We start from the raw sequence: 21,882 nt of genomic DNA, 5'->3' as shown, positions 1-21,882 counted from the left end.
CTCATAGACTGGAGTGATGATGTTCAACCCCGTTGATCACCCCCACCGCCGCTTCAACCCGCTGACCGGCCAGTATGTGCTGGTCTCTCCCCACAGGGCCAAGCGCCCCTGGCAAGGCCAGGTCGAAAAAGTCAGCCAGGCGCCGAGCCAGGCCCATGATCCCGACTGCTTCCTCTGCGCGGGCAACAAGCGGGTCACTGGTGACATCAACCCCGAGTATCAGGGCACCTTCGTCTTCACCAACGACTTCGCCGCCCTGATGCAGGACACCCCGCCGAGCGATGCGGCGCCGGATCCCCTGCTCAAGCTGGAGGCCGCCCGCGGCACCAGCCGGGTCATCTGCTTCTCGCCGGATCACGGCAAGACTCTCCCCGAGCTGCCCCTGCCCGCCATCGAGGGGGTGATCACCACCTGGATGGATCAGGTGGCCGAGCTGTCTGCCCAGTGGGCGTGGGTACAGGTCTTTGAAAACAAGGGCGCCGTCATGGGCTGCTCCAACCCTCATCCTCACGGCCAGCTGTGGGGCAGCGACTTCCTGCCCAACGAGATCGCCCGGGAAGAGGAGCACCAGCGCGCCTGGCTGGCCGAGCACGGCCGCCCGCTGCTGGTCGACTACGTGGAGCGGGAGCTGGCGGATCGCTCGCGCATCGTGGTGGAAACGGAACACTGGCTGGCTGTGGTCCCCTTCTGGGCCGCCTGGCCGTTCGAGACCCTGCTGCTGCCCAAGCGCCACGTCCCCTCCCTGCTCGACCTCACTCCCGAGCTGCAGCAGGACCTGGCCATCGCGCTCAAGGAGCTCACCAGCCGCTACGACAACCTGTTCGAGTGCAGCTTCCCCTACTCCATGGGCTGGCACTTTGCGCCCCCCCGCACCGATTGCCCCGAAGCGTGGCAGTTGCATGCCCACTTCTACCCGCCTCTGCTGCGTTCGGCCACGGTGCGCAAGTTCATGGTGGGCTTCGAGATGCTGGCCGAGACCCAGCGCGATCTGACGCCGGAGCAGGCCGCAGAGCGCCTGCGCGCCCTTTCCCCCGTTCATTACAAAGCCAGTGAGGTGACCCCATGACCCCGAGCCAACGCGTCAGCGCCGTCTTTGCCGAGCAGTTTGAGCAGCAACCCGATCTGCTGGTGCGCGCCCCGGGCCGCGTCAACCTCATCGGCGAGCACACCGACTACAACGACGGCTTCGTGCTGCCCTGTGCCATCGACTACGAGACCTGTGTCGCCATCGGCCTGCGGAATGACAACCTGGTGCACGTGGTCGCCGCCGACTACGGCAACCAGCGCGACCTGTTCGATCTGGACAAACCCATCACCCATCACCCGGACCAGCGCTGGAGCGATTACATCCGCGGGGTGGTGAAACATCTGCAGGGGCGTGGTTATGCCCTGCGCGGTCTCAACCTGGTGGTCTCCGGCAACGTACCCCAGGGAACCGGGCTCTCCTCCTCCGCTTCCCTGGAGGTGGCCATCGGCCAGGCCTTCAAGGAGGCCCAGGGACTCGACATCAGCCAGGCGGAGATCGCCCTCAACGGCCAGCAGGCGGAGAACCAGTTCGTCGGCTGCAACTGCGGCATCATGGATCAGATGATCTCCGCGAGCGGCGAGAAGGATCACGCCCTGCTGCTCGACTGCCGCTCCCTGGAAACCCGTCTCATCCCCATGCCCGCGGATCTGGCGGTGCTCATCGTCAATTCCAACGTGCGCCGCGGCCTGGTGGACAGCGAATACAACACCCGTCGCCAGCAGTGCGAGAGTGCCGCCCGCCATTACAGGGTCAAGGCGCTGCGCGACCTGGATCTGGCGACCCTGGAAGCGGGCAAGGCCGGGCTGGACGAGGCCTGCTATCGCCGCGCCCGCCACGTGGTCGGGGAGAACGCCCGCACCCTGGCGGCCGCCGATGCGCTCGCCTCCGGCGATCTGGTGCGCCTCGGCGCCCTGATGGCCGAGTCCCACGCCGCCATGCGGGATGACTTCGAGATCACCGTGCCCGCCATCGACGGCCTGGTGGAGATCATCAAGGCCGAGATCGGCACCGAGGGGGGCGTGCGGATGACTGGCGGCGGCTTCGGTGGCTGTGTGGTCGCCCTGCTGCGCCCCGAGAAGGTGGCCGAGGTGATCGCCGTGGTCGAGGCCCAATACCCGGCCAAATTCGGTCTCAAGGCGGACTGCTACGTCTGTCGCGCCAGCGCCGGGGCAGGCAAGCTATGACCTCCTTCGAACTGGAAAACGAGGAGGGGCTGCGCCTGCGCGGCCTCGACTTCGGGGCCACCCTCACCTCCCTCAGCCTGCCGGTGGCCGGTATGCGGCGGGAGGTACTGCTGGGCTGCAGCGATGCCGCCTACCCCGACCAGCAGGTGTGGCTGGGGGCCGTGGCTGGGCGTTTCGCCAACCGCATCGGGGGGGCCGAACTGGTGCGAGGGGACGACCGCTGGCCCCTGGACGCGAATCAGGGGGCCAACTGCCTGCACGGCGGGCGCGAGGGCTTTCACCGCCGCCACTGGCAGATCAAGGAGCAGGAGGCGGACAGGGTCAGGCTGGCCCTGATCTCACGGGCGGGGGATCAGGGCTTTCCCGGCAATCTGAGAGTGACCCTGGAGTACCGTCTGGAGCACCACGATCTGGTGGTCGACTTCAGCGCCAGCACGGATGAGGCGACCCCGGTCAGCCTCACCAGCCACGCCTACTTCAACCTGGACGGGGACGGCGACATCCGCAGTCACAGCATCAGCCTCAACGCCGACCGCTTCCTGCCCACCGACGAGCAGAGTCTGCCGCTGGCCATCACTCCGGTGGAGGGTCCCTTCGATCTGCGGGCTCCGCGCCTCATCGGCCAGGAGTGGATGAGCCATCCCCAGCAGCGGCTGGCCAAGGGGTATGATCACGCCTTCCTTCTCAACGCCGACCCGGCCCCCCATCAGGGCAATGCCCTGCCCGACAGCCCCGATCAGCCCTGGGCGGCCAGGGTGGTCTCGGGGGACGGCAAGCTGGCGATGGTGGTGCACACCAACCAGCCCTCGCTGCAGTTCTACAGCGGCAACTGGCTGGCCGGCACGATGGATCGCAATGGCCAGCCTTATCGGGACTACGACGGTTTCTGCCTGGAGGCGCAGCAGCTGCCCGACAGCCCGAACCGGCCGGCCCTCGGCGATCCCTGGCTGCTACCGGGGGAGCGCTATCGCCACCAGACCCGCTACCGCTTCTTCCCCAGCCCCTGATCCGAACACGCAAGGAGTCGTTATGGATGAACACTACCTCGCCGCGCCCGACCGCTACCAACGCCAGGCCTATCGACCCGCCGGTCGCCACGGTCTGCGCCTGCCCGGCATAGGTCTCGGGCTCTGGCACAACTTCGGGGAAGGATGCGACCCCGCCACGGCGAAAGCCATGGTGCACCGGGCGTTCGATCTGGGCATCACCCACTTCGACCTCGCCAACAACTACGGGCCGCCGCCGGGCAGCGCCGAGATCACCTTCGGCAAACTGCTCAAGGGCAGCCTGGCGCCGTATCGGGACGAGCTCGTCATCGCCAGCAAGGCGGGCTACGTGATGTGGGACGGCCCCTACGGGGATGGGGGCAGCGCCAAATACCTGTTTGCCAGCCTGCACCAGAGCCTGCGCCGGCTCGGCCTCGACTACGTGGACATCTTCTATCACCACAGGCCCGACCCCCGCACCCCGCTGGAGGAGACCTGCCAGGCGCTGGCACTCATGGTGCGCCAGGGCAAGGCGCTCTACGTCGGCCTCTCCAACTACCCGGCCGAACTGGCGGCGAAGGCCGCGACCCGGCTGGCGGAGCTCGGCACCCCCTGCCTGGTCAACCAGCTCAAATACTCCCTGTTCCAGCGCGACATCGAGGCCGAGACACTGCCGGTTTGCCGCGAACACGGCATGGGCGTGGTCGCTTTCTCCCCCCTGGCCGGCGGGCTGCTGAGCGATCGCTACCTGGCCGGCATTCCCGCCGATTCGCGCGCCGCCAGCGGCAGCCCCTTCCTCAAGCCCGAACAGCTCACCGATGAGAGGCTCGCCAGGATCCGTGCCCTGCACGAACTGGCGCAGCAGCGGGGACAACCCCTGTCACAGCTCGCGCTGCAGTGGGTGTTGCGCGACCCCGTGGTGAGCTGCGCCCTCATCGGTGCCAGCAACCCGCAGCAGATCGCGAGCGCCGTCGACGCCCTGGCCCAGCCGCCCCTGGAGGAGGCCCTGCAGCAGCAGATCCTGTCCGTGCTGACATAACGGGATGAGCCGCCGGCCCGCGCCGTCAGTCCGCACAAAAGGTCATGTCAGACAATGACGTGACCATGGCGGCGCCGGCCCCGCTCCCCGGAAAACAGGGGAGCTACCTACCCCGCCCCTCTCCCACAAGAGGGGTCGGCCGGGTTCGCAGACACGGCCCCCAATAATCTCTGGTTGCCCGCGCGATTTTCCGCCATCATTGGCCGCCCCGACCCTGATCGGGGCTGATTTTATCCAGACACATCAACCAAGAGATCTGCACCATGACCGAATCCTACGCCCTGTTTGTCGCCTTCGTGCTGGGCATAGTGGAAGGCCTGACCGAATTTTTGCCCGTCTCCTCCACCGGCCACATGATCATCGTCGGCCACCTGCTCGGGTTTGAAGGCCCCAAGGCCGCCACCTTCGAGGTGGTGATCCAGCTGGGCTCCATCCTGGCGGTGGTCGTCATGTTCTGGCGCCGCCTGTTTGGCCTCATCGGCATTCATTTCGGCCAGAAGCCGCCGCAGGGCCAGGCCACCCTGACGCTGGTGCACGTCATCCTCGGGATGCTGCCCGCCGTGGTCATCGGGCTGCTGGTCCACAGCTGGATCAAGGCCTATCTGTTTGGCCCCCAGACCGTGATGTATGCCCTGGTGGCCGGCGGCATCCTGCTCATCATCGCCGAGAAGTTCCGCCCTGCGGTGCGCGCCGAGACCCTGGACGACATCAGCTACAAGCAGGCGTTCGGCATCGGCCTGTTCCAGTGCCTGGCGCTCTGGCCCGGCTTCTCCCGCTCCGGCGCCACCATCAGCGGCGGCATGCTGATGGGGATCAGTCGTCATGCGGCGGCCGAGTTCTCCTTCATCATGGCGGTGCCCATGATGATCGCGGCCAGCGGCCTGGACCTCTACAAGAGCCGCGACTTCCTCTCCATGGCCGATTTCCCCATGTTCGCGGTAGGCTTCGTCACCGCCTTCGTGGTGGCCATGATCGCCATCAAGACCTTCCTGGCGCTGATCCGTCGCCTCGACTTCATCCCGTTCGCCATCTACCGCTTCGTGGTGGCCTTCGCCGTCTACCTGGTCTTCGTGGCCTGACAGACTGCGGAATGCACAACAAAAAAGGGACCTCTTGGTCCCTTTTTTCATGATGGCGGGCGCCTCAGTAGAGGCGATGACTGATGCCGTTGAGCAGCCGCGACAGCCCCTTGGTGAACTGTACGGGCGCGTTCTGCACCGTGTAGCAGAGGCAGCCGTCCGGCGTGTGCGGGCTGTGGGCATGGCTGGCGTCGCGCCAGATGAAGTCCCCCACCTGATAGCGGGTGTCGCCATCTTCGATGGTGCCCGCCAGCAGCAGGGTCAGCTCATAGCCCTTGTGGGTGTGCTCCGGAATGCGCCCCCCCGCCTCGATGTGCAGCAGGCTGGCGCGAGCCCCCATCTCGTCGAGCGGCAGGCTGTGCTGACGAATGGCGCCGAGGTGGCGCCACCTGGGGTCATGGTGCCTGGCCAGCACCCGTGGCAGGCGGTAGCTCTGGCCCGCCACCCTCAGCTCGGGGGCCGACAGCCCATGCCGCTCGCGTGTGCTCACAGGGGGGGCGGGTTGCTGCAGTATCCCGGCGAGCATGGCATCGAACCCGGGCGGCAGCGCCTCGTCCGGTTCGTCGGGCGTCAGGTGTTCCCGGGCCAGCTCTTTTTCGCACTCCTTGACCCGGGCGGCACAGTCGGGGCAGAGCTCGCAATGGGCGGAGACGCCGACGGCCAGCGGCAGGGGCAGCTCGTCGGCGGCAAAGGCGCGCAGCATGAGTGCAGTCGGATGGGTCTTAATCATGGCCTTGCTCCACTTGTTCCTTCAGTTTCTGTAATGCCAGACGGAGGCGGGACTTGATGGTGCCGAGCGGCACGCCGAGGCTGTCTGCCAGCTCCTGCTGGGAGAGCTCCTGCAGATAGAGGCCGCGCACCACCTGCTGCTGCGGTTCCGGCAGGGTGGCCACATAACGGGCCATCTGGCGGGTCAGCACGGCGTCTTCGCCCCCGCTCAGGTGTTCTTCCTCCGCCCTGAACTCCAGCAGGGGCCACAGCTCCTCGGCGCAGAGCTCCTCCTTGCTGGCACGGCGGCGGCGCAGCATGTCGAAGCTCTGGTTGCGCATCACCGTGTAGATCCAGGTGGTTGGCGCCCCCTTGTCGGGGTGGTAGAGGCGTGCCTTCTGCCAGACCAGCAGCATGGTCTCCTGGACCAGCTCCATGGCGTTGGCCTCGCTGCCGAGGTGGCGCAGCCCGTAGCCGCGGATGCGCGGGGCGAAGTGGTGAAACAGGGTGGCGAAGGCAGCCTTGTCGCCCTGCTCCGCCACCCGGATGAGAAGAGAAGTCAGATCGCCATCTGGGTTATCCATGGGGGGCGATGTCCTGCGTGGAGCCGATTGTGGTTGGCCAGTATATGCCATTGCGCCATCCCTCGCGTGTCGTGGTCTTCACCAGTACGCGCGGGAAGGGAAAAGGATCACCCTGACGTGTCAGTGGCTCGCGACCAGCAGGCCACTCAACAGGGAGAGGGCTGGCTGGTTGTCCTTGGCCGCCACCAGCCACTGCTTCTGCTCCACCGGAATGGGCAGCACCTCCAGCCAGCGCTGGGCCACCCAGCTCGCGTCCTCCCAGTCCGGCGCGGGGTAGAGAGCGGCATACTCGGGGTAGTCGTTGAACACGTCCTGCAGCGCCTTGGCCAGGGAGTGCTGATCGGCCTTGAGCCGGGCGCTCTGCCAGGGGGGCAGGGGTTCCACTTCGCCGACCCGCAGGCCGTCGGATTCCTGCCACAGATCGGTGATCCGCACCCGCTCCACACCGAGCACGGTAATGCCGAGCAGGCCGTCCGGCAGCAGATCGAAGTCGATGATCCGCACCCGGGTGGCGATGGGATACATGTTGCGCAGCGCATCGGGCTGACGAGGGTCCAGCATGCAGAGCGCAAACTCCCTCTCCCGGGACTCGGCGACCATGCGCTGGTAGCGGGACTCGAAGATGCGCAGCGGCATGATGCCGCCGGGCAGCAGGTGAGCAGAGAGCGGGAACAGCGCCAGTTTCATCGAAATCGTCCTCCATCGGCTTCCTCTAAGGATACGACCGTCGTGCGAGGCGGGATCATTCAGATCGAATCGGTCTAAATAACCCCTTAACAATCAGGGGAAAATAGCCTGGACAAGCCGCTTCGATATGCAGTAAAAATGGATAACCACCACTTACCCAAATCAATATCCTGCAATGTGGTGGAAAACGCAGTGAAATATCCGCCACACCCATGGGTGCGGGCCGTTCCTATAGTTTTCTCGGCCCGATGCGGGTAAAATTCACGCCCTTATCCAGTCTGTCATTTTTCGACGCGCAACCTCGGTGGTCAGTTATGAAAGAGCATATTCATCATCTACTTGAACAAACGGTAGCCAATCTCAAGTCAGCGGGCATCCTGCCGGCGGACCTGGAAGCCCGGGTGCAAGTAGACCGATGCAAGGAAAAGGCTCACGGTGATCTGGCCACCAACCTGGCCATGCTGCTGGCCAAACCGGCCCGCAAGAACCCCCGCGAGCTGGCTGCCGCCATCATCGAGCACCTGCCCGCCTCCGATCTGATCGCCAAGGTCGAGATCGCCGGCCCCGGCTTCATCAACTTCTTCTTCGACCCGAGCTGGCTGGCCGGTCAGGTCGAGGCCATGGTGACCTCCGCCAACGCCAACGTGAAGCTGCCGACCGCCCAGACAGTGGTGGTGGACTACTCCGCCCCGAACGTGGCCAAGGAGATGGCGGTGCACCACATCCGCTCCACCGTCCTCGGTGACGTGGCTGCCCGTGCCCTGGAGTTTCTCGGCCACAAGGTGATCCGCGCCAACCACATCGGCGACTGGGGCACCCAGTTCGGCATGCTGATCGCCTACCTGGAGAAGATGGCCAACGAGCACGCCTCCGACATGGAGCTGCGCGATCTGGAAGCCTTCTACACCCAGGCCAAGCGCCACTACGACGAAGACGAAGCCTTCGCCGAGCGCGCGCGCAACTACGTGGTCAAGCTGCAGGGCGGTGACGAGTACTGCCGCGCCATGTGGAAGAAGCTGGTCGACATGACCATGGAACAGAACCAGCGCAACTACGACCGCCTGAATGTCTCCCTGACCAACAAGGACATCATGGGCGAGTCCATGTACAACGACATGCTGCCCCAGATCGTGGCCGACCTGAAGGCCAAGGGCCTCGCGGTCGAGAGCGAAGGCGCCACCGTGGTGTTCCTGGACGAGTTCAAGAACAAGGATGGCGAGCCCATGGGCGTCATCATCCAGAAGAGCGACGGCGGCTTCCTCTACACCACTACCGACATCGCCTGTGCCAAGTACCGCTATGAAACCCTGGGCGCCGACCGTGTCATGTACTTCATCGACTCCCGTCAGCACCAGCACCTGATGCAGGCCTGGACCATCACCCGCAAGGCGGGCTATGTGCCGGAATCCGTGCCCCTCGAACACCACGCCTTCGGCATGATGCTGGGCAAGGATGGTCGTCCCTACAAGACCCGCTCCGGCGGCACCGTCAAGCTGGTCGACCTGCTGAACGAGGCAGAAGAGCGCGCCGCCGCCCTGCTGGAGAGCCGCAACAGCGACCTTTCCGCCGATGAGAAGGCCCAGGTGGTTCACGCCATCGCCATGGGTGCGGTCAAGTACGCGGATCTCTCCAAGAACCGCACCACGGACTACATCTTCGACTGGGATCTGATGCTGTCGTTCGAGGGCAACACCGCGCCCTATCTGCAGTACGCCTACACCCGGATCCAGTCCATCTTCCGCAAGGCCGGCGTCGATGCCGATACCCTGAGCGGCAAGGTGATCCTGGCCGAAGAGGCGGAAGAGACCCTGGCCCAGAAACTGATCCAGTTCTCCGACGCGGTCAACGGCGTGGCGGACAAGGGGATGCCGCACCTTCTGTGCACATATCTCTATGAATTGTCTGGCAACTTCATGACCTTCTACGAAGCCTGCCCGATCAACAAGGATGGCGTCGACGAGGCCACTCGCCAGAGCCGTCTGCTGCTGTGTGCGGCCACCGCCAAGGTGCTCAAGCTGGGCCTGGGCGTGCTGGGCATCCACACCCTGGAGCGCATGTAATAGATGGCGACCCGGGATTACGTCGGCAACAGCCCGCGACGCAGGGCGGGTGGCCGTAACATCAAGAAAGCGGCGCCTCGCCGCTTTCCTGTTATCCCGGCACTGCTGGCCGGGGCCCTGGTGGTCGGCTTCGGCGCCTTCCTCTACCTCATCAACGGCAAGGGGGCCGACGCCCCCACCATCGAGGAACAGGTAAAGGCGAACAAGCCCAAGACGCAGGGCAATGGCCTGCCCCAGGAGAAGTGGAGCTACATCGAGCGGCTGGAGAACAAGCAGGTGGACGTCATCGAACCGCCGCCCCAGCCGGGCGTGCTGCCGCCACCGCCCGCGCCGACCGTCACTCTGCAGCCGGAGACACTGCCGCAGCCGGTGCCGACCGACATTCCCCAACCGGGCACCCCCATCGGCCAGACGAAGCCCTATCAGCCGCAGCCGGTGCAGCCGACCAAGCCGGCCACCGCCGCCCCGGTCGCCAGCGCCCGGGAGCAGGTGATCGACCAGAAGGCCGAACGTGAACGGATGGAGCGGGAGATCCGCGCCGAGCTGGAACGGGAACGGGCCGAGGCCGCCAGGGCTCAGGCAGCGACCCAGTCTGCACAGACGGCAGCTGCCGACGGCGGCCGCTACATGATGCAGTGCGCCGCCCTGCGCTCCCAGGACTCCGCGGAGTCGCTCAAGGCGCGCATCGCCTTTACCGCCGGACTCTCCTCCAGCCTGCAGGTGATCAACGGCGCCAACGGCACCGTCTACAAGGTGATGGTGGGCCCCTTCAACGGCAAGGCGGCGGCCGACGCGGCCAACCGCAAGCTGCAGGGCTCCGGCATCAGTGGCTGCATCCCCAGGAAGGGGTGATCGCTGCGTCCATGCACAGGGCCGGGTGGCAACACCCGGCCCTGTTTCTTTCGACGCCCTCCTGGCGCCCATCTCCCCCTCCCCGCCATCCGCACAATAAACAGGCTTGAAAAGCCGGTGCGCCATCCCCATCTTTGTTGCCATGCACAGTCAGGCCGTCATTCGGCTCAAGCGAGGTAAATGAAGTGACTACCATAGTTTCAGTTCGCCGCAACGGTCAGGTCGTCATCGGTGGCGATGGCCAGGTTTCCCTTGGCAACACCGTCATGAAGGGCAATGCCCGCAAGGTTCATCGCCTCTACAACGGCAAGGTGCTGGCAGGTTTCGCCGGCGGCACCGCCGATGCCTTCACCCTGCTCGAGCGCTTCGAAGCCAAGCTGCAGGCCCACCAGGGCAACCTGGAGCGCGCCGCCGTGGCGCTGGCCAAGGACTGGCGCACCGATCGCGCCCTGCGCCGCCTCGAGGCCCTGCTGGCGGTCGCGGACGAGCACAAATCCTTCATCATCACCGGCAACGGTGACGTGGTGCAGCCGGAGCACGATCTCATCGCCATCGGCAGCGGCGGCAACTTCGCCCAGTCCGCTGCCATCGCCCTGCTGGAGAACACAGAGCTGGATGCCAAGAGCATCGTCGAGAAGGCCCTCAAGATTGCGGGCGACATCTGCGTCTTCACCAACCAGCACCACACCGTCGAAGTGCTGGACTACAGCGCCAAGTAAGCGCCCCCCATTCTCCAGGGGCGGCCACGCCGCCCCCGACACAGGAATCCCATCATGTCCGAGATGACCCCGAGAGAAATCGTCCACGAGCTGGACCGGCACATCATTGGTCAGGCCGATGCCAAGCGCGCCGTGGCCGTGGCCCTGCGCAACCGCTGGCGCCGCATGCAGCTCAATGAAGAGATGCGCCACGAGGTGACCCCGAAGAACATCCTGATGATAGGCCCGACCGGTGTCGGCAAGACCGAGATCGCCCGCCGCCTGGCCAAGCTGGCCAATGCCCCCTTCATCAAGGTCGAAGCGACCAAGTTCACCGAAGTGGGCTACGTGGGCAAGGAAGTGGACAGCATCATCCGCGATCTGACCGATGTCGCCATCAAGCTGGTGCGCGAAACCGAGATGGAGAAGATGAAATACCGCGCCGAGGAAGCCGCCGAGGAGCGCATCCTCGACGCCCTGCTGCCGAACCCGCGCAACAGCTGGGGGGAAGAGGAGAAGGCCGACAACTCCAACACCCGCCAGATCTTCCGCAAGAAGCTGCGCGAAGGTCAGCTGGATGACAAGGAGATCGAGCTGGACCTGGCCGCCTCCCCGATGGGCGTCGAGATCATGACCCCGCCGGGCATGGAAGAGATGGCCAACCAGCTGCAGGGGCTGTTCCAGAACCTGGGCCAGGGCCAGAAGAAGAAGCGCAAGGTCAAGGTCAAGGAGGCCATGAAGGCGCTGATCGAAGAAGAAGCGGCTCGCCTGGTCAACCCGGAAGAGCTGAAGCAGAAGGCCATCGCCTCCGTCGAGAACAACGGCATCGTCTTCCTCGACGAGATCGACAAGATCTGCAAGCGCGGCGAGAGCTCGGGCCCGGATGTCTCCCGCGAGGGGGTCCAGCGCGACTTGCTGCCGCTGGTCGAGGGCTGCACCGTCAACACCAAGCACGGCATGGTCAAGACCGACCATATCCTGTTTGTCGCCTCCGGCGCCTTCCAGATCGCCAAGCCGTCTGACCTCATCCCCGAGCTGCAGGGCCGTCTGCCGATCCGGGTCGAGCTGACCGCGCTGACCACCGAAGATTTCGAGCGCATCCTGACCGAGCCGAACGCCTCACTGACCGATCAGTACCAGGCGCTGATGGCCACCGAAGGGGTCAAGATCGAGTTCACCAAGGATGGCATCCGCCGTCTGGCCGAGGCCGCCTGGCAGGTCAACGAGCGCACCGAGAATATCGGTGCCCGCCGTCTGCACACCGTGATGGAGCGCCTGATGGAAGACATCTCCTACGACGCCTCCGAGAAATCCGGTGAAACCTTCGTCATCGACACCGCCTACGTCAACGCCCACCTCGGCAAGCTGATTGAAGACGAGGATCTGAGCCGCTTTATTCTGTAAGGCCCGCTCCTCACGTTATCCAAACGCCTCCCTTTGTGGAGGCGTTTTTATTTTCTTTCTCTCTCCCTCCCTGCTCAAAAAAAGTGCTTCCTTCATTATCGGACTTGATTTATACATACGTATAACTTCGTGTATTCTTTGCACACCATGGGGATAACACAGTGCACCCGACCCGGCAAAAACTGCTCGATACCGGCCTCGCCATCGCCACCGACAAGGGGCTGCGCGGTCTCACGGTGCGCGAGCTGGCGGCCGCCGCCGGGGTAAACCTCGGCTCCTTCGTCTACCACTTTGGCAATCGCGACGCCTTTATCGACGAGCTGGTGGAGCTCTGGTACGCCCCCCTCTTTGATGAGCTCAAGGCGGTGGCCGCCCGCGGCGCCTACCCCGATGCCCTCACCCAGTTCGAGGCCACCATGCAGGCGCTGATCGCCCTGGTGGGGCGCCAGCGCGGCTTCATCAACCACCTGTTTGGCGATGCCCTGGCGGGCGAAGGGGCCGCCCAGCGCTTCCTGCTCAGCCTGCCGCGCCGCCACCCCCTGCTGCTGCTCGAGCAGGTACAGCGGGCCCAGGCCGAAGGTTCGCTGGTGGCGGGCAACCCGGTGCAGCTGATGATCTTCATCATGGGGGCGGTCGGCCTGCCCCTGGTGATCGCCGGTGGCGGGCGTCAGCTCGGCTGGCTGCCCGAGCAGGCCGCCCCCTTCCTCGCCCACATCGACAACCCCGAGGCCGCCCAGCAGCGGCTGGTCTGGGCCCTGCGCGGCCTGCGCCGTCCCCAAGGAGAACCCCTATGAAGCAACGCATCGCGCTTGTGGCCCTCGTACTGGTCCTGATCGGTGGCTATCTCTGGTGGCAGGGGCGGCCCGCCGACGGCTCCGTCCTCTACGGCAACGTCGACATCCGCGACGTGAACCTGGCGTTTCGGGTCGGTGGCCGCGTCGATCAGGTGCTGGTCGATGAAGGGGATAGTGTGAAGGCAGGCCAGCTACTGGCCCGCCTCGATCCAGCCCCCCTCATCCATAGCCGCGACAGCGCGCGGGCCAACCTGGCCGCGCTCACCGCCGCCAACGCCTTGATGCACAAGGGGTATCGCAGCGAGGAGACAGACCGCGCCCGAGCGTCCCTCAGCGCCGCCGAGGCTGCGGCCCTGGAGGCCGACAAGCAGTGGCGCCGCCAGAGCGCCCTGGCCGCCACCGGCGCCATCTCCCGCGGCCAGCTCGACACCGCCCGCTCCCAGCGGGATCAGACCCGGGCCCAGGTGCGCGCCGCCCGCGAGCAGCTGGCCCAGCTCGAGACCGGCTACCGTCCCGAGGAGATCGCCCAGTCCGATGCCCAGCTGGAGGGGGCCAAGGCGGCGCTTGCCAGCGCCGAGCTGGCCCTGGCGGACGCGACCCTGACCGCCCCGAGCGACGGCATCATCCTCACCCGCGCCGTCGAGGCGGGCAGCATGGTGCAGGCCGGCGCCACCGCCTTCAACCTGTCACTCACCACCCCGGTCTGGGTGCGTGCCTACGTCGAGGAGCCCTGGCTCGGCCACTTCCCGAGCGGCACCAGGGTGCAGCTCACCACCGACTCAAGGCCGGACCAGCCCTATCAGGGGGTGGTGGGCTTCGTGTCGCCCAGTGCCGAGTTCACACCCAAATCGGTAGAAACGCCGGACCTTCGCACCCACCTGGTCTACCGGCTGCGCATCGTGGTGCAGGATCCGGACCCGGCCCTGCGCCAGGGAATGCCGATCACCGTCAGGCTGGCCCCATGAGCGCCGCCATCCGGCTCGACGGGCTGACCAAGCGCTTTGGCGAGCGCGTCGCGCTGGATGCCATCTCGGCCACCATACCGGGCGGCGGCATCACGGGGCTGGTGGGGCCGGACGGGGCGGGCAAGAGCACATTGCTGCGCCTGCTCGCCGGCCTGCTGGTGCCGGAGGCCGGGCAGAGCCGGGTGCTCGGGCTCGATCCGGTGCAGGAAGGCGATGCCTTGCGCCAGCGCCTCGGCTACATGCCCCAGCAGTTCGGCCTGTATGAAGATCTCAGCGTGCTGGAGAACCTTACCCTCTACGCCGACCTGCGCGGCGTGGTGGAGCCCGAGCGCAGCCCGACGTTTGCCCGGCTGCTCGCCTTCACCGATCTTGCCCGTTTCACCGCCCGCCCGGCGGGCAAGCTGTCGGGGGGGATGAAACAGAAACTCGGGCTCGCCTGCGCCCTGCTCGGCCAGCCCGAGGTGCTGCTGCTGGACGAACCCGGGGTCGGGGTCGACCCCATCAGCCGCCGCGCCCTGTGGAAGATGGTGCGCGAGCTCGCCCAGGGGGGCATGACGGTGCTCTGGAGCACCGCCTATCTCGATGAAGCTGAGCTGTGCGATCACGTGCTGCTGATGGCGGAGGGCGCGGTGCGCACCAGCGGCACCCCGGCGGATCTGATGGGGGCCATGGCGAGCCGCTGCTGGCTGCTGGAGGCGGGCAACCTGGACGGGCGGGCCCGGCGCGCCCTGCTGCGCCGGGCCCTGGCCCACCCGGCGGTGATGGACGGCGCCGTGGCCGGGGAACGGGTGCGCCTGCTGCTGCGCCCCGATGCTGCGCCGCCTCCCCTCGACGAGCTGGGGCTCTCCGAGGGGGCCTTCACGCCGACCCCGGCCCGGCTGGAGGATGCCTTCATCGATCTGCTCGGCGGCGGGCCGGGCGGGGAGTCGAGCCTGGCCGCCACCATGGCCGAGGCCGAGCTGCCGGAGGGGGTCTCCCCCGAGGCGGTGATCGAGGCGCGCCACCTCACCAAGCGCTTCGGAGACTTTGCCGCCACCGACGACGTCAGCTTTGCGGTGCGCCGGGGCGAGATCTTCGGCCTGCTCGGCCCCAACGGGGCGGGCAAGTCCACCACCTTCAAGATGGAGTGCGGCCTGCTGCGCCCAAGCGGCGGCCAGGCCCTGGTGACCGGCATCGATCTCGCCCACAGCCCGTCGGCGGCGCGCCAGCACCTCGGCTACATGGCCCAGAAGTTCTCCCTCTACAAGCAGCTCACCGTGGCCCAGAACCTGTCGTTCTTCGCCGGCATCTACGGTCTGTTCGGCCGCGCCCAGCAGGCGCGCATCGACGCCATGGTGAAGGCCTTCGCCCTCGGCCCCTGGCTCGGCCAGCAGGCCGAAGCCCTGCCGCTTGGGCTGCGCCAGCGCTTATCGCTGGCCTGCGCCCTGCTGCACGCGCCGCCGCTGCTGTTTCTCGACGAACCCACCTCGGGTGTCGATCCGGTCACCCGGCGCGAGTTCTGGTCCCACATCAACGCCCTGGCCGATCACGGGGTGACCGTGCTGGTCACCACCCACTTCATGGACGAGGCGGAGTATTGCGACCGCATCGCCCTCATCTACCGCGGCAAGCTGCTGGCCCTCGGCACCCCGGACGAACTCAAGGGACAGGCGGCGCAGGCCATGCCCGTCAATTCGTCACACACCATGGCCTTACCCACCACCTCTTTGCCCACCATGGAAGAGGCCTTTATCATCCTGGTCGAGCGGGCCAGCGAGGAGGACGCATGAGCATCAGCCGCCGCCGTCTGCTGGCCCTGTGCCGCAAGGAGTCGCTGCAGATCGTGCGCGACCCGAGCAGCATACTGGTCGCCTTCATCATGCCGGTGGTGCTGCTGGTGGTGATGGGGTACGCCATCAACCTGGACGTGGACCACCTGCGCCTCGGGGTGTGGCGCGCCGACGGCGGGGCGCCGGCGATCCGCTTCGAGCAGGCCCTGCGCGGCTCGACCGCGCTGGAGGTGCACGGGGGCGCGAGCAAGGAGGCGCTGCTGGGAAGCCTGGCGCGCGGCGAGATCCGGGGGCTTTTGGTGATCGACGAGGGCTTCTCCCGCGCCCTGGCGGGCCAGGGGGGCAGCGCGCTGCGCATCGCCCTGCTCACCGATGGATCCGAGCCCAATACGGCGAACTTCGTCACCAACTATGTGCAGGGGATCTGGCAGGGTTGGCTTCTCACTGAGGGCAAGCCCCGGAGCCAGCCGGTGGAGCTGCGCACCCGCGCCTGGTTCAACCCGGCGCTGGTGAGCCGCAACTTCCTGGTGCCGGGCTCCATTGCCGTCGTGATGACCATCATCGGCGCCCTGCTCACCTCCCTGGTGGTGGCCCGGGAGTGGGAGCGCGGCACCATGGAGGCCCTGCTCGCCACCCCGGTGACTAAGGCCGAGCTGCTGCTCTCCAAGCTCATCCCCTACTACGGGCTCGGCATCGCCGCCATGTTCATCTGCCTGCTCTTCTCGGTGGCTGTGATGGGGGTGCCCTGGCGCGGCTCCCTGGCCGTCCTGTTCCTGGTCACCAGCCTGTTTCTTGGCAGCGCCCTGGGGCTCGGGCTGTATCTCTCCACCGTGATGCGCAGCCAGTTCAACGCCGCCCAGGCGGCCCTGACGGCGGCCTTCCTGCCGGCCATGATGCTCTCGGGCTTCGTGTTTGAAATCGCCAGCATGCCGCCGTTGCTGCGGGCCATCACTCACCTCATTCCGGCCCGCTACTTCGCGAGCTCCCTGCAGACTCTCTATCAGGCGGGCAACGTGCTCTCCATCTTGCTGGTCAACGCCCTCTGTCTGTTGCTGCTGGCCGCCTTCTGGCTGGCCCTCACCGCCCGCAAGACGCGGCGAACCCTGGAGTAAGCATGCTGACTCGACTCTGGTGGCTGGTACGAAAAGAGCTCTCCATCCTACTGGGCAACACCCAGGGGCGCTTCCTGCTGATCATGCCGGTGCTGCTGCAGACCGCCCTGTTCCCGTTCGCCGCCACCCTGGAGGTGACCGGCAACACCCTGGCCGTCTACAACCAGGACGGGGGCGCCGAGAGCCGCGAGCTGCTGGCGCGCCTGACCCACATGCCCGCCTTCACGACCGTGCTGCCGGTGGCGGGCGATGCTGGCGTGACGGCGGCGATCACCGAGCAGCAGGCCCTGCTGGCGCTGGTCATCCCCGCCAACTTCTCGCGCCGACTGGCCCAGGGACAGAGTGCGCCGCTGCAGCTCATCGTCGACGGACGCCGCTCCAACGGAGGCCAGGTCGCGGCGGGCTACATCAGCCAGGTGATCGCCCGCTGGCAGAGCGAGGGACGCGGCGCCCCCGAGCTGCTGGTGCGCCACCTCTACAACCCCAACATCGAGTTTCGCTGGCACGTGCTCCCCTCTCTGGTGGCCATCATCACCACCATCGGCTGTCTCATCGTCACCGCCCTGTCGGTGGCGCGCGAGCGGGAAGAGGGCACCTTCGACCAGCTGCTGGTCTCCCCCCTCACCCCGGGCTGGATCATGGCGGGCAAGGCGGTGCCCGGCATCCTGGTAGCGGTGGGGCAGGGCACAATCGTCGCGCTGGCGGCCCGCTTCGTCTACGCGGTACCGTTTTCCGGCAGCCTGACCCTGCTGCTGGCCGGCATGATCTGCTACGGCCTGGCGCTGGCCGGCATCGGGCTCTTCATCTCGTCCCTCTGCTCGACCCAGCAGCAGGCGTTTCTCGGGGTCTTCTGCTTCATGGTGCCGGCGGTGATCCTCTCGGGCTATGTCTCGCCGGTGGAGAACATGCCGCAGGTGTTCCAGTGGCTGGCCGCCATCGACCCCCTGACCCACTTCATCGTGCTGCTCAAGGGGGTCTTTCTCAAGGGTCTCGACTGGTCGGCGGCCTGGCCCCTGCTCTGGCCCCTGATCGCCATCGGCGGCATCAGCCTCTCCCTGGCCCTCGCCCTGTTCCGCCGCCACATCGCCTGACGGTGTCGACGCTCCACCAGGAGACCCGATGCAGGGCCTCCTGGTCCATGACGGCAATTTTCATCTTTTCCGTCAGGCAGATAAGGCCTCGCCTCCTCACCTTTCCCCCTTCCCTGACTGCCCTGATAGGGTTCCTGAATGAGCCTTCAATATACCCATTTATGTATATGCTTGAATTTTCGAGAATTACCCCTGAAGGGATATATAAACAGACACTTGATTTACATCAATTGCCCACCTCCCCTAACTGGATAGCCTAACGTCAGATTGATGTTTTATTACTCCAAACTTGAGGCAACCATGAGCAAAGTCAGACTGGTCGTTGTAGGCAACGGCATGGTGGGGCACCGCTTCATCGAAGAGTTGATCGAGCGGGCCGAGCCGGGCCGATACGAGATCACCGTCTTCGGTGCAGAACCCCGCCCCGCCTATGATCGCGTCCACCTCTCCTCCTACTTCTCTCACCACACCAGCGAAGATCTCTCCCTCGTCAAACCCGGCTTCTACGACAAGCACGGCATCCGCCTGCTGCTCGGCGAAGCGGTGAAAAAAATCGACAAAGCGGCCCGCGAGGTGCACTCCAACAAGGGCACTGTGGTCGGTTACGACAAGCTGGTGCTGGCCACCGGCTCCTACCCCTGGGTGCCGCCCATCCAGGGTAGCCAGCACCACGAGTGCTTCGTCTATCGCACCATCGAGGATCTGAAGGCCATCCGCAGCGCCGCCAAGAGTGGCAAGAGCGGGGTGGTGATCGGGGGCGGCCTGCTTGGCCTCGAAGCCGCCGGTGCCCTCAAGGCATTGGGTCTCGAGACCCACGTGGTGGAGTTTGCCCCGGTACTGATGGCCGAGCAGCTCGACGGCCAGGGCGGCCAGCTGCTGCGCCGCAAGATCGAATCCATGGGTGTGCAGGTGCACACCAGCAAGAGCACCAGCGAGATCCTGATGCATGGCGGCGAACAGGCGAAACACCGCCTCGCCTTCGCCGACGGCAGCACGCTTGAAGTAGACGTGGTGGTCTTCTCCACCGGCATCCGCCCGCAAGACACCCTCGGTCGCTACGGCGATTTGGCCATCGCCGAGCGCGGCGGCATCGTCATCGACGATCACTGCCTCACCTCCGACCCCGACATCTATGCCATCGGCGAGTGCGCCGCCTGGCAGGGCCGCTTCTTCGGCCTGGTGGCCCCGGGCTACAAGATGGCCCAGATCACCGTCGACCACCTGCTGGGCGGCGACAGCTGCTTCGAAGGGGCTGACATGAGCGCCAAGCTCAAGCTGCTCGGCGTCTCCGTCGGCTCCATCGGCGATGCCCACGGCCGCACCCCGGGCAGCCACAGCTATGTGTTCCAGGATGACCAGGCCGGCGTCTACAAGAAAATCGTGGTGAGCGAAGACAACAGCCGATTGCTCGGCGCCGTGCTGGTGGGTGACGTGGAGGATTACGGCAACCTGCTGCAGATGATGCTCAACGCTCTGCCCCTGCCGAGCCACCCGGACACCCTGATCCTGCCCGCCTATGCCGGTGCCAAGCCGACCCTGGGGGTGGATGCCCTGCCGGAAAGCGCCCAGATCTGCTCCTGCTTCGACGTCTCCAAGGGCGACATCGCCCAGGCCGTCGCCGAGGGCCACACCACCCTCGCCGCCATCAAGCAGCACACCAAGGCCGGTACCGGCTGCGGCGGCTGCGTGCCCCTCATCAGCCAGGTGCTCAACGCCGAGCTGGTGAAACAGGGCATCGAGGTCAACAACCACCTCTGCGCCCACTTCCCCCACTCCCGTCAGGAGCTGTTCCACCTGGTCAAGGTGGAGGGGATCAAGAGCTTCGACGAGCTGCTGGCCAGGCACGGTCAGGGTCATGGCTGCGAGGTGTGCAAACCGACGGTCGGCTCCATCCTCGCCTCCTGCTGGAACGACTATGTGCTGAGCCCGCTCAACACCCCGCTGCAGGACACCAACGACATCTTCCTCGGCAACATGCAAAAGGACGGGACCTACTCCGTCATCCCGCGCATGGCCGGCGGCGAGGTGACCCCGGAAGGGCTGCTGGCGGTGGCCGAAGTGGCCCGCGACTACAAGCTCTACACCAAGATCACCGGCGCCCAGCGCATCGGCCTGTTCGGGGCCCAGAAGGATGATCTGCCCGCCATCTGGCGCAAACTGCTGGCAGCGGGCTTCGAGACCGGTCAGGCCTACGCCAAGGCGCTGCGCATGGCCAAGACCTGCGTCGGCAGCACCTGGTGCCGCTTCGGCGTGCAGGACAGCGTCGGCCTCGGGGTCTTCCTCGAGAACCGCTACAAGGGCATTCGCACCCCCCACAAGATGAAGTTCGGCGTCTCCGGCTGTACCCGCGAGTGTGCGGAAGCCCAGGGCAAGGACGTCGGCATCATCGCCACCGACGCGGGCTGGAACCTCTACGTGGGCGGCAACGGCGGCATGAAGCCGCGCCACGCCGACCTGCTGGCGTCTGACCTCGACCGCGAGACCCTAATCAAGCTGATCGACCGTTTCATGATGTTCTACGTCATGAGCGCCGACAAACTGCAGCGCACCTCGGTCTGGCTCGGCAATCTGGAAGGGGGCGTCGACTACCTGCGCGAAGTGATCGTCGACGACAAGCTGGGGCTGGCCGAGACCCTGGAGCGCGATATCCAGACCCTCATCGACAGCTACGAGTGCGAATGGTCGCGCACCCTCAACGAAGAGCAGGCGTTGCAGCGCTTCAGCCACTTCATCAACAGCGACAAGCGCGATCCGGACGTCCAGTTCGTTGCCGAGCGTGACCAGCACCGACCGGCGACCCCGGCCGAGCGCATCCCCGTCTACCAGATCGAGGTGGAGACCAAATGATGAAACTTGCCTGCCAACTCAACGACATCCTGCCGGGCACCGGTGTCTGCGCCCTGCTGGAAGGGCGCCAGATCGCCCTGTTCCGCCCGAACGCGGCCGCCGAGGTGTTCGCCATCGACAACCGGGATCCCTTCTTCGCCGCCAACGTGCTGTCGCGGGGCATCCTCTGCGAACACGACGGCGAGCTCTGGGTGGCCAGCCCCCTCAAGAAGCAGCGCTTTCGCCTGAGCGATGGCCACTGCTTCGATAACCCGGCCATGTCGGTGCAGAGCTATCCCGTTGAAGTGCGCGACCAGCAGGTCTGGGTCGCCGTCTAACACCATGCATATCAGGGCTGCCCGCGGGCGGCCCTCTCGAAGGAAACAACGATGTATACAGAAACCATCAACAAGTGCGCCGCCAACGCGGCCCGCATCAACCGCTTCGAGCGCAGCGACAAGCTCGGCTTCTGGCTCAGCTCCGCCATGGCGGGGGCCTATGTGGGCCTGGGCATCATCCTCATCTTCACCCTCGGCAACCTGGTGGATCCCACCGTCCGTCCGCTGGTAATGGGGGCCACCTTCGGCATCGCCCTGACCCTGGTCATCATCGCCGGCTCCGAGCTCTACACCGGCCACACCATGTTCCTCACCTTCGGGGTGAAGACGGGCAAGATCACCATGGGTGACCTGCTGCGCATCCTGCCGCAGACCTGGGCGGGCAACCTGCTCGGCTCCATCGTCGTGGCGCTCATCTACTCCTACGGCGGCAGCCTGCTGCCGGATGCGGGCAGTCTGGCCCACAAGGTGGCGCTGGCCAAGACCCAGGCACCGGCCCTGACCCTGTTCATGAAAGGGATCCTCTGCAACTGGCTGGTCTGCCTCGCCATCTGGATGGCGCTGCGCACCGAAGGAGCCGCCCGCTTCATCGCCATCTGGTGGTGCCTGCTGGCCTTCATCGCCTCCGGCTACGAGCACTCCATCGCCAACATGACTCTGTTCGCCCTCTCCTGGTTCG

General features: G+C 66.0%; 20 protein-coding genes. 17 read left to right on the top strand and 3 right to left on the bottom strand.

Annotated elements, in window-relative coordinates; translation table 11 throughout:
- The first annotated feature begins 19 nt into the window (after positions 1-19).
- The 5 genes from J9885_RS19510 (at position 20) to bacA (ending at position 5,315) form a co-directional block, all read left to right on the top strand.
- Complete coding sequence (locus J9885_RS19510; protein ID WP_210550480.1) at positions 20-1,066, top strand: UDP-glucose--hexose-1-phosphate uridylyltransferase; 1,047 nt, start codon at positions 20-22, stop codon at positions 1,064-1,066.
- The gene (gene galK, locus J9885_RS19505) at positions 1,063-2,211 is read left to right on the top strand and encodes a galactokinase (protein WP_210550479.1); all 1,149 of its coding nucleotides are present in this window, start codon (positions 1,063-1,065) and stop codon (positions 2,209-2,211) included. The genes J9885_RS19510 and galK overlap by 4 nt, the downstream gene beginning before the upstream one ends.
- The gene (locus J9885_RS19500; RefSeq protein ID WP_210550478.1) at positions 2,208-3,218 is read left to right on the top strand and encodes a galactose-1-epimerase; all 1,011 of its coding nucleotides are present in this window, start codon (positions 2,208-2,210) and stop codon (positions 3,216-3,218) included. The genes galK and J9885_RS19500 overlap by 4 nt, the downstream gene beginning before the upstream one ends.
- A gap of 22 nt (positions 3,219-3,240) precedes the next feature.
- Complete coding sequence (locus tag J9885_RS19495; protein WP_210550477.1) at positions 3,241-4,236, top strand: aldo/keto reductase; 996 nt, start codon at positions 3,241-3,243, stop codon at positions 4,234-4,236.
- A 263-nt stretch (positions 4,237-4,499) separates the two neighbouring features.
- Entirely contained in the window at positions 4,500-5,315 is an 816-nt protein-coding gene (gene bacA, locus J9885_RS19490; RefSeq protein ID WP_210550476.1) for an undecaprenyl-diphosphate phosphatase, read from the top strand.
- A gap of 64 nt (positions 5,316-5,379) precedes the next feature.
- Here bacA and J9885_RS19485 read toward each other — a convergent pair whose 3' ends face one another.
- From J9885_RS19485 to J9885_RS19475, 3 genes are all read right to left on the bottom strand, one after another.
- Entirely contained in the window at positions 5,380-6,045 is a 666-nt protein-coding gene (locus J9885_RS19485; RefSeq protein ID WP_210550475.1) for a ChrR family anti-sigma-E factor, read from the bottom strand.
- Positions 6,038-6,607, bottom strand: a complete 570-nt coding sequence (locus J9885_RS19480) for a sigma-70 family RNA polymerase sigma factor (protein ID WP_210550474.1) — start codon at positions 6,605-6,607, stop codon at positions 6,038-6,040. Before J9885_RS19480 ends, J9885_RS19485 begins: the two co-directional genes overlap by 8 nt.
- A gap of 120 nt (positions 6,608-6,727) precedes the next feature.
- The gene (locus tag J9885_RS19475; protein ID WP_043764042.1) at positions 6,728-7,294 is read right to left on the bottom strand and encodes an LON peptidase substrate-binding domain-containing protein; all 567 of its coding nucleotides are present in this window, start codon (positions 7,292-7,294) and stop codon (positions 6,728-6,730) included.
- A 314-nt stretch (positions 7,295-7,608) separates the two neighbouring features.
- Between J9885_RS19475 and argS the strand changes: the two genes are divergently transcribed.
- The 12 genes from argS to nirC all read left to right on the top strand — a co-directional run.
- On the top strand, positions 7,609-9,354 hold the full coding sequence (gene argS / locus J9885_RS19470) for an arginine--tRNA ligase (protein WP_210550473.1): 1,746 nt from the start codon (positions 7,609-7,611) through the stop codon (positions 9,352-9,354).
- Between the two features lie 3 nt (positions 9,355-9,357).
- A complete protein-coding gene (locus tag J9885_RS19465) occupies positions 9,358-10,206 on the top strand; it encodes an SPOR domain-containing protein (RefSeq protein ID WP_210550472.1) in 849 nt (282 codons plus the stop codon).
- 185 nt (positions 10,207-10,391) lie between these two features.
- Positions 10,392-10,925, top strand: a complete 534-nt coding sequence (hslV, locus tag J9885_RS19460) for an ATP-dependent protease subunit HslV (RefSeq protein WP_134694266.1) — start codon at positions 10,392-10,394, stop codon at positions 10,923-10,925.
- Between the two features lie 54 nt (positions 10,926-10,979).
- The gene (gene hslU, locus J9885_RS19455; protein ID WP_134694265.1) at positions 10,980-12,308 is read left to right on the top strand and encodes an HslU--HslV peptidase ATPase subunit; all 1,329 of its coding nucleotides are present in this window, start codon (positions 10,980-10,982) and stop codon (positions 12,306-12,308) included.
- 161 nt (positions 12,309-12,469) lie between these two features.
- A complete protein-coding gene (locus J9885_RS19450; RefSeq protein ID WP_210550471.1) occupies positions 12,470-13,102 on the top strand; it encodes a TetR/AcrR family transcriptional regulator in 633 nt (210 codons plus the stop codon).
- Positions 13,099-14,067: a secretion protein HlyD gene (hlyD, locus tag J9885_RS19445; RefSeq protein WP_210550470.1), complete on the top strand. Its 969-nt coding sequence runs from the start codon at positions 13,099-13,101 to the stop codon at positions 14,065-14,067. Before J9885_RS19450 ends, hlyD begins: the two co-directional genes overlap by 4 nt.
- Positions 14,064-15,836, top strand: a complete 1,773-nt coding sequence (locus J9885_RS19440) for an ATP-binding cassette domain-containing protein (protein WP_210550469.1) — start codon at positions 14,064-14,066, stop codon at positions 15,834-15,836. Before hlyD ends, J9885_RS19440 begins: the two co-directional genes overlap by 4 nt.
- Entirely contained in the window at positions 15,833-16,948 is a 1,116-nt protein-coding gene (locus J9885_RS19435; RefSeq protein ID WP_210550468.1) for an ABC transporter permease, read from the top strand. The genes J9885_RS19440 and J9885_RS19435 overlap by 4 nt, the downstream gene beginning before the upstream one ends.
- A gap of 2 nt (positions 16,949-16,950) precedes the next feature.
- On the top strand, positions 16,951-18,039 hold the full coding sequence (locus tag J9885_RS19430; protein WP_210550467.1) for an ABC transporter permease: 1,089 nt from the start codon (positions 16,951-16,953) through the stop codon (positions 18,037-18,039).
- 300 nt (positions 18,040-18,339) lie between these two features.
- Positions 18,340-20,886: a nitrite reductase large subunit NirB gene (nirB, locus tag J9885_RS19425; protein WP_210550466.1), complete on the top strand. Its 2,547-nt coding sequence runs from the start codon at positions 18,340-18,342 to the stop codon at positions 20,884-20,886.
- Entirely contained in the window at positions 20,886-21,203 is a 318-nt protein-coding gene (nirD, locus tag J9885_RS19420) for a nitrite reductase small subunit NirD (RefSeq protein ID WP_195879425.1), read from the top strand. Before nirB ends, nirD begins: the two co-directional genes overlap by 1 nt.
- Positions 21,204-21,254: 51 nt before the next feature.
- The coding region (nirC, locus tag J9885_RS19415; RefSeq protein WP_210550465.1) for a nitrite transporter NirC at positions 21,255-21,882 on the top strand (628 nt) is incomplete at its 3' end.

It is taken from the genome of Aeromonas sp. SrichE-2G (assembly GCF_017939565.1).
In the GTDB taxonomy this organism is placed as follows: Bacteria; Pseudomonadota; Gammaproteobacteria; order Enterobacterales; family Aeromonadaceae; genus Aeromonas; species Aeromonas taiwanensis.
The sequence above is the reverse complement of the archived record's forward strand: the minus strand, read 5'-3'. Positions and strand labels throughout refer to the sequence as shown.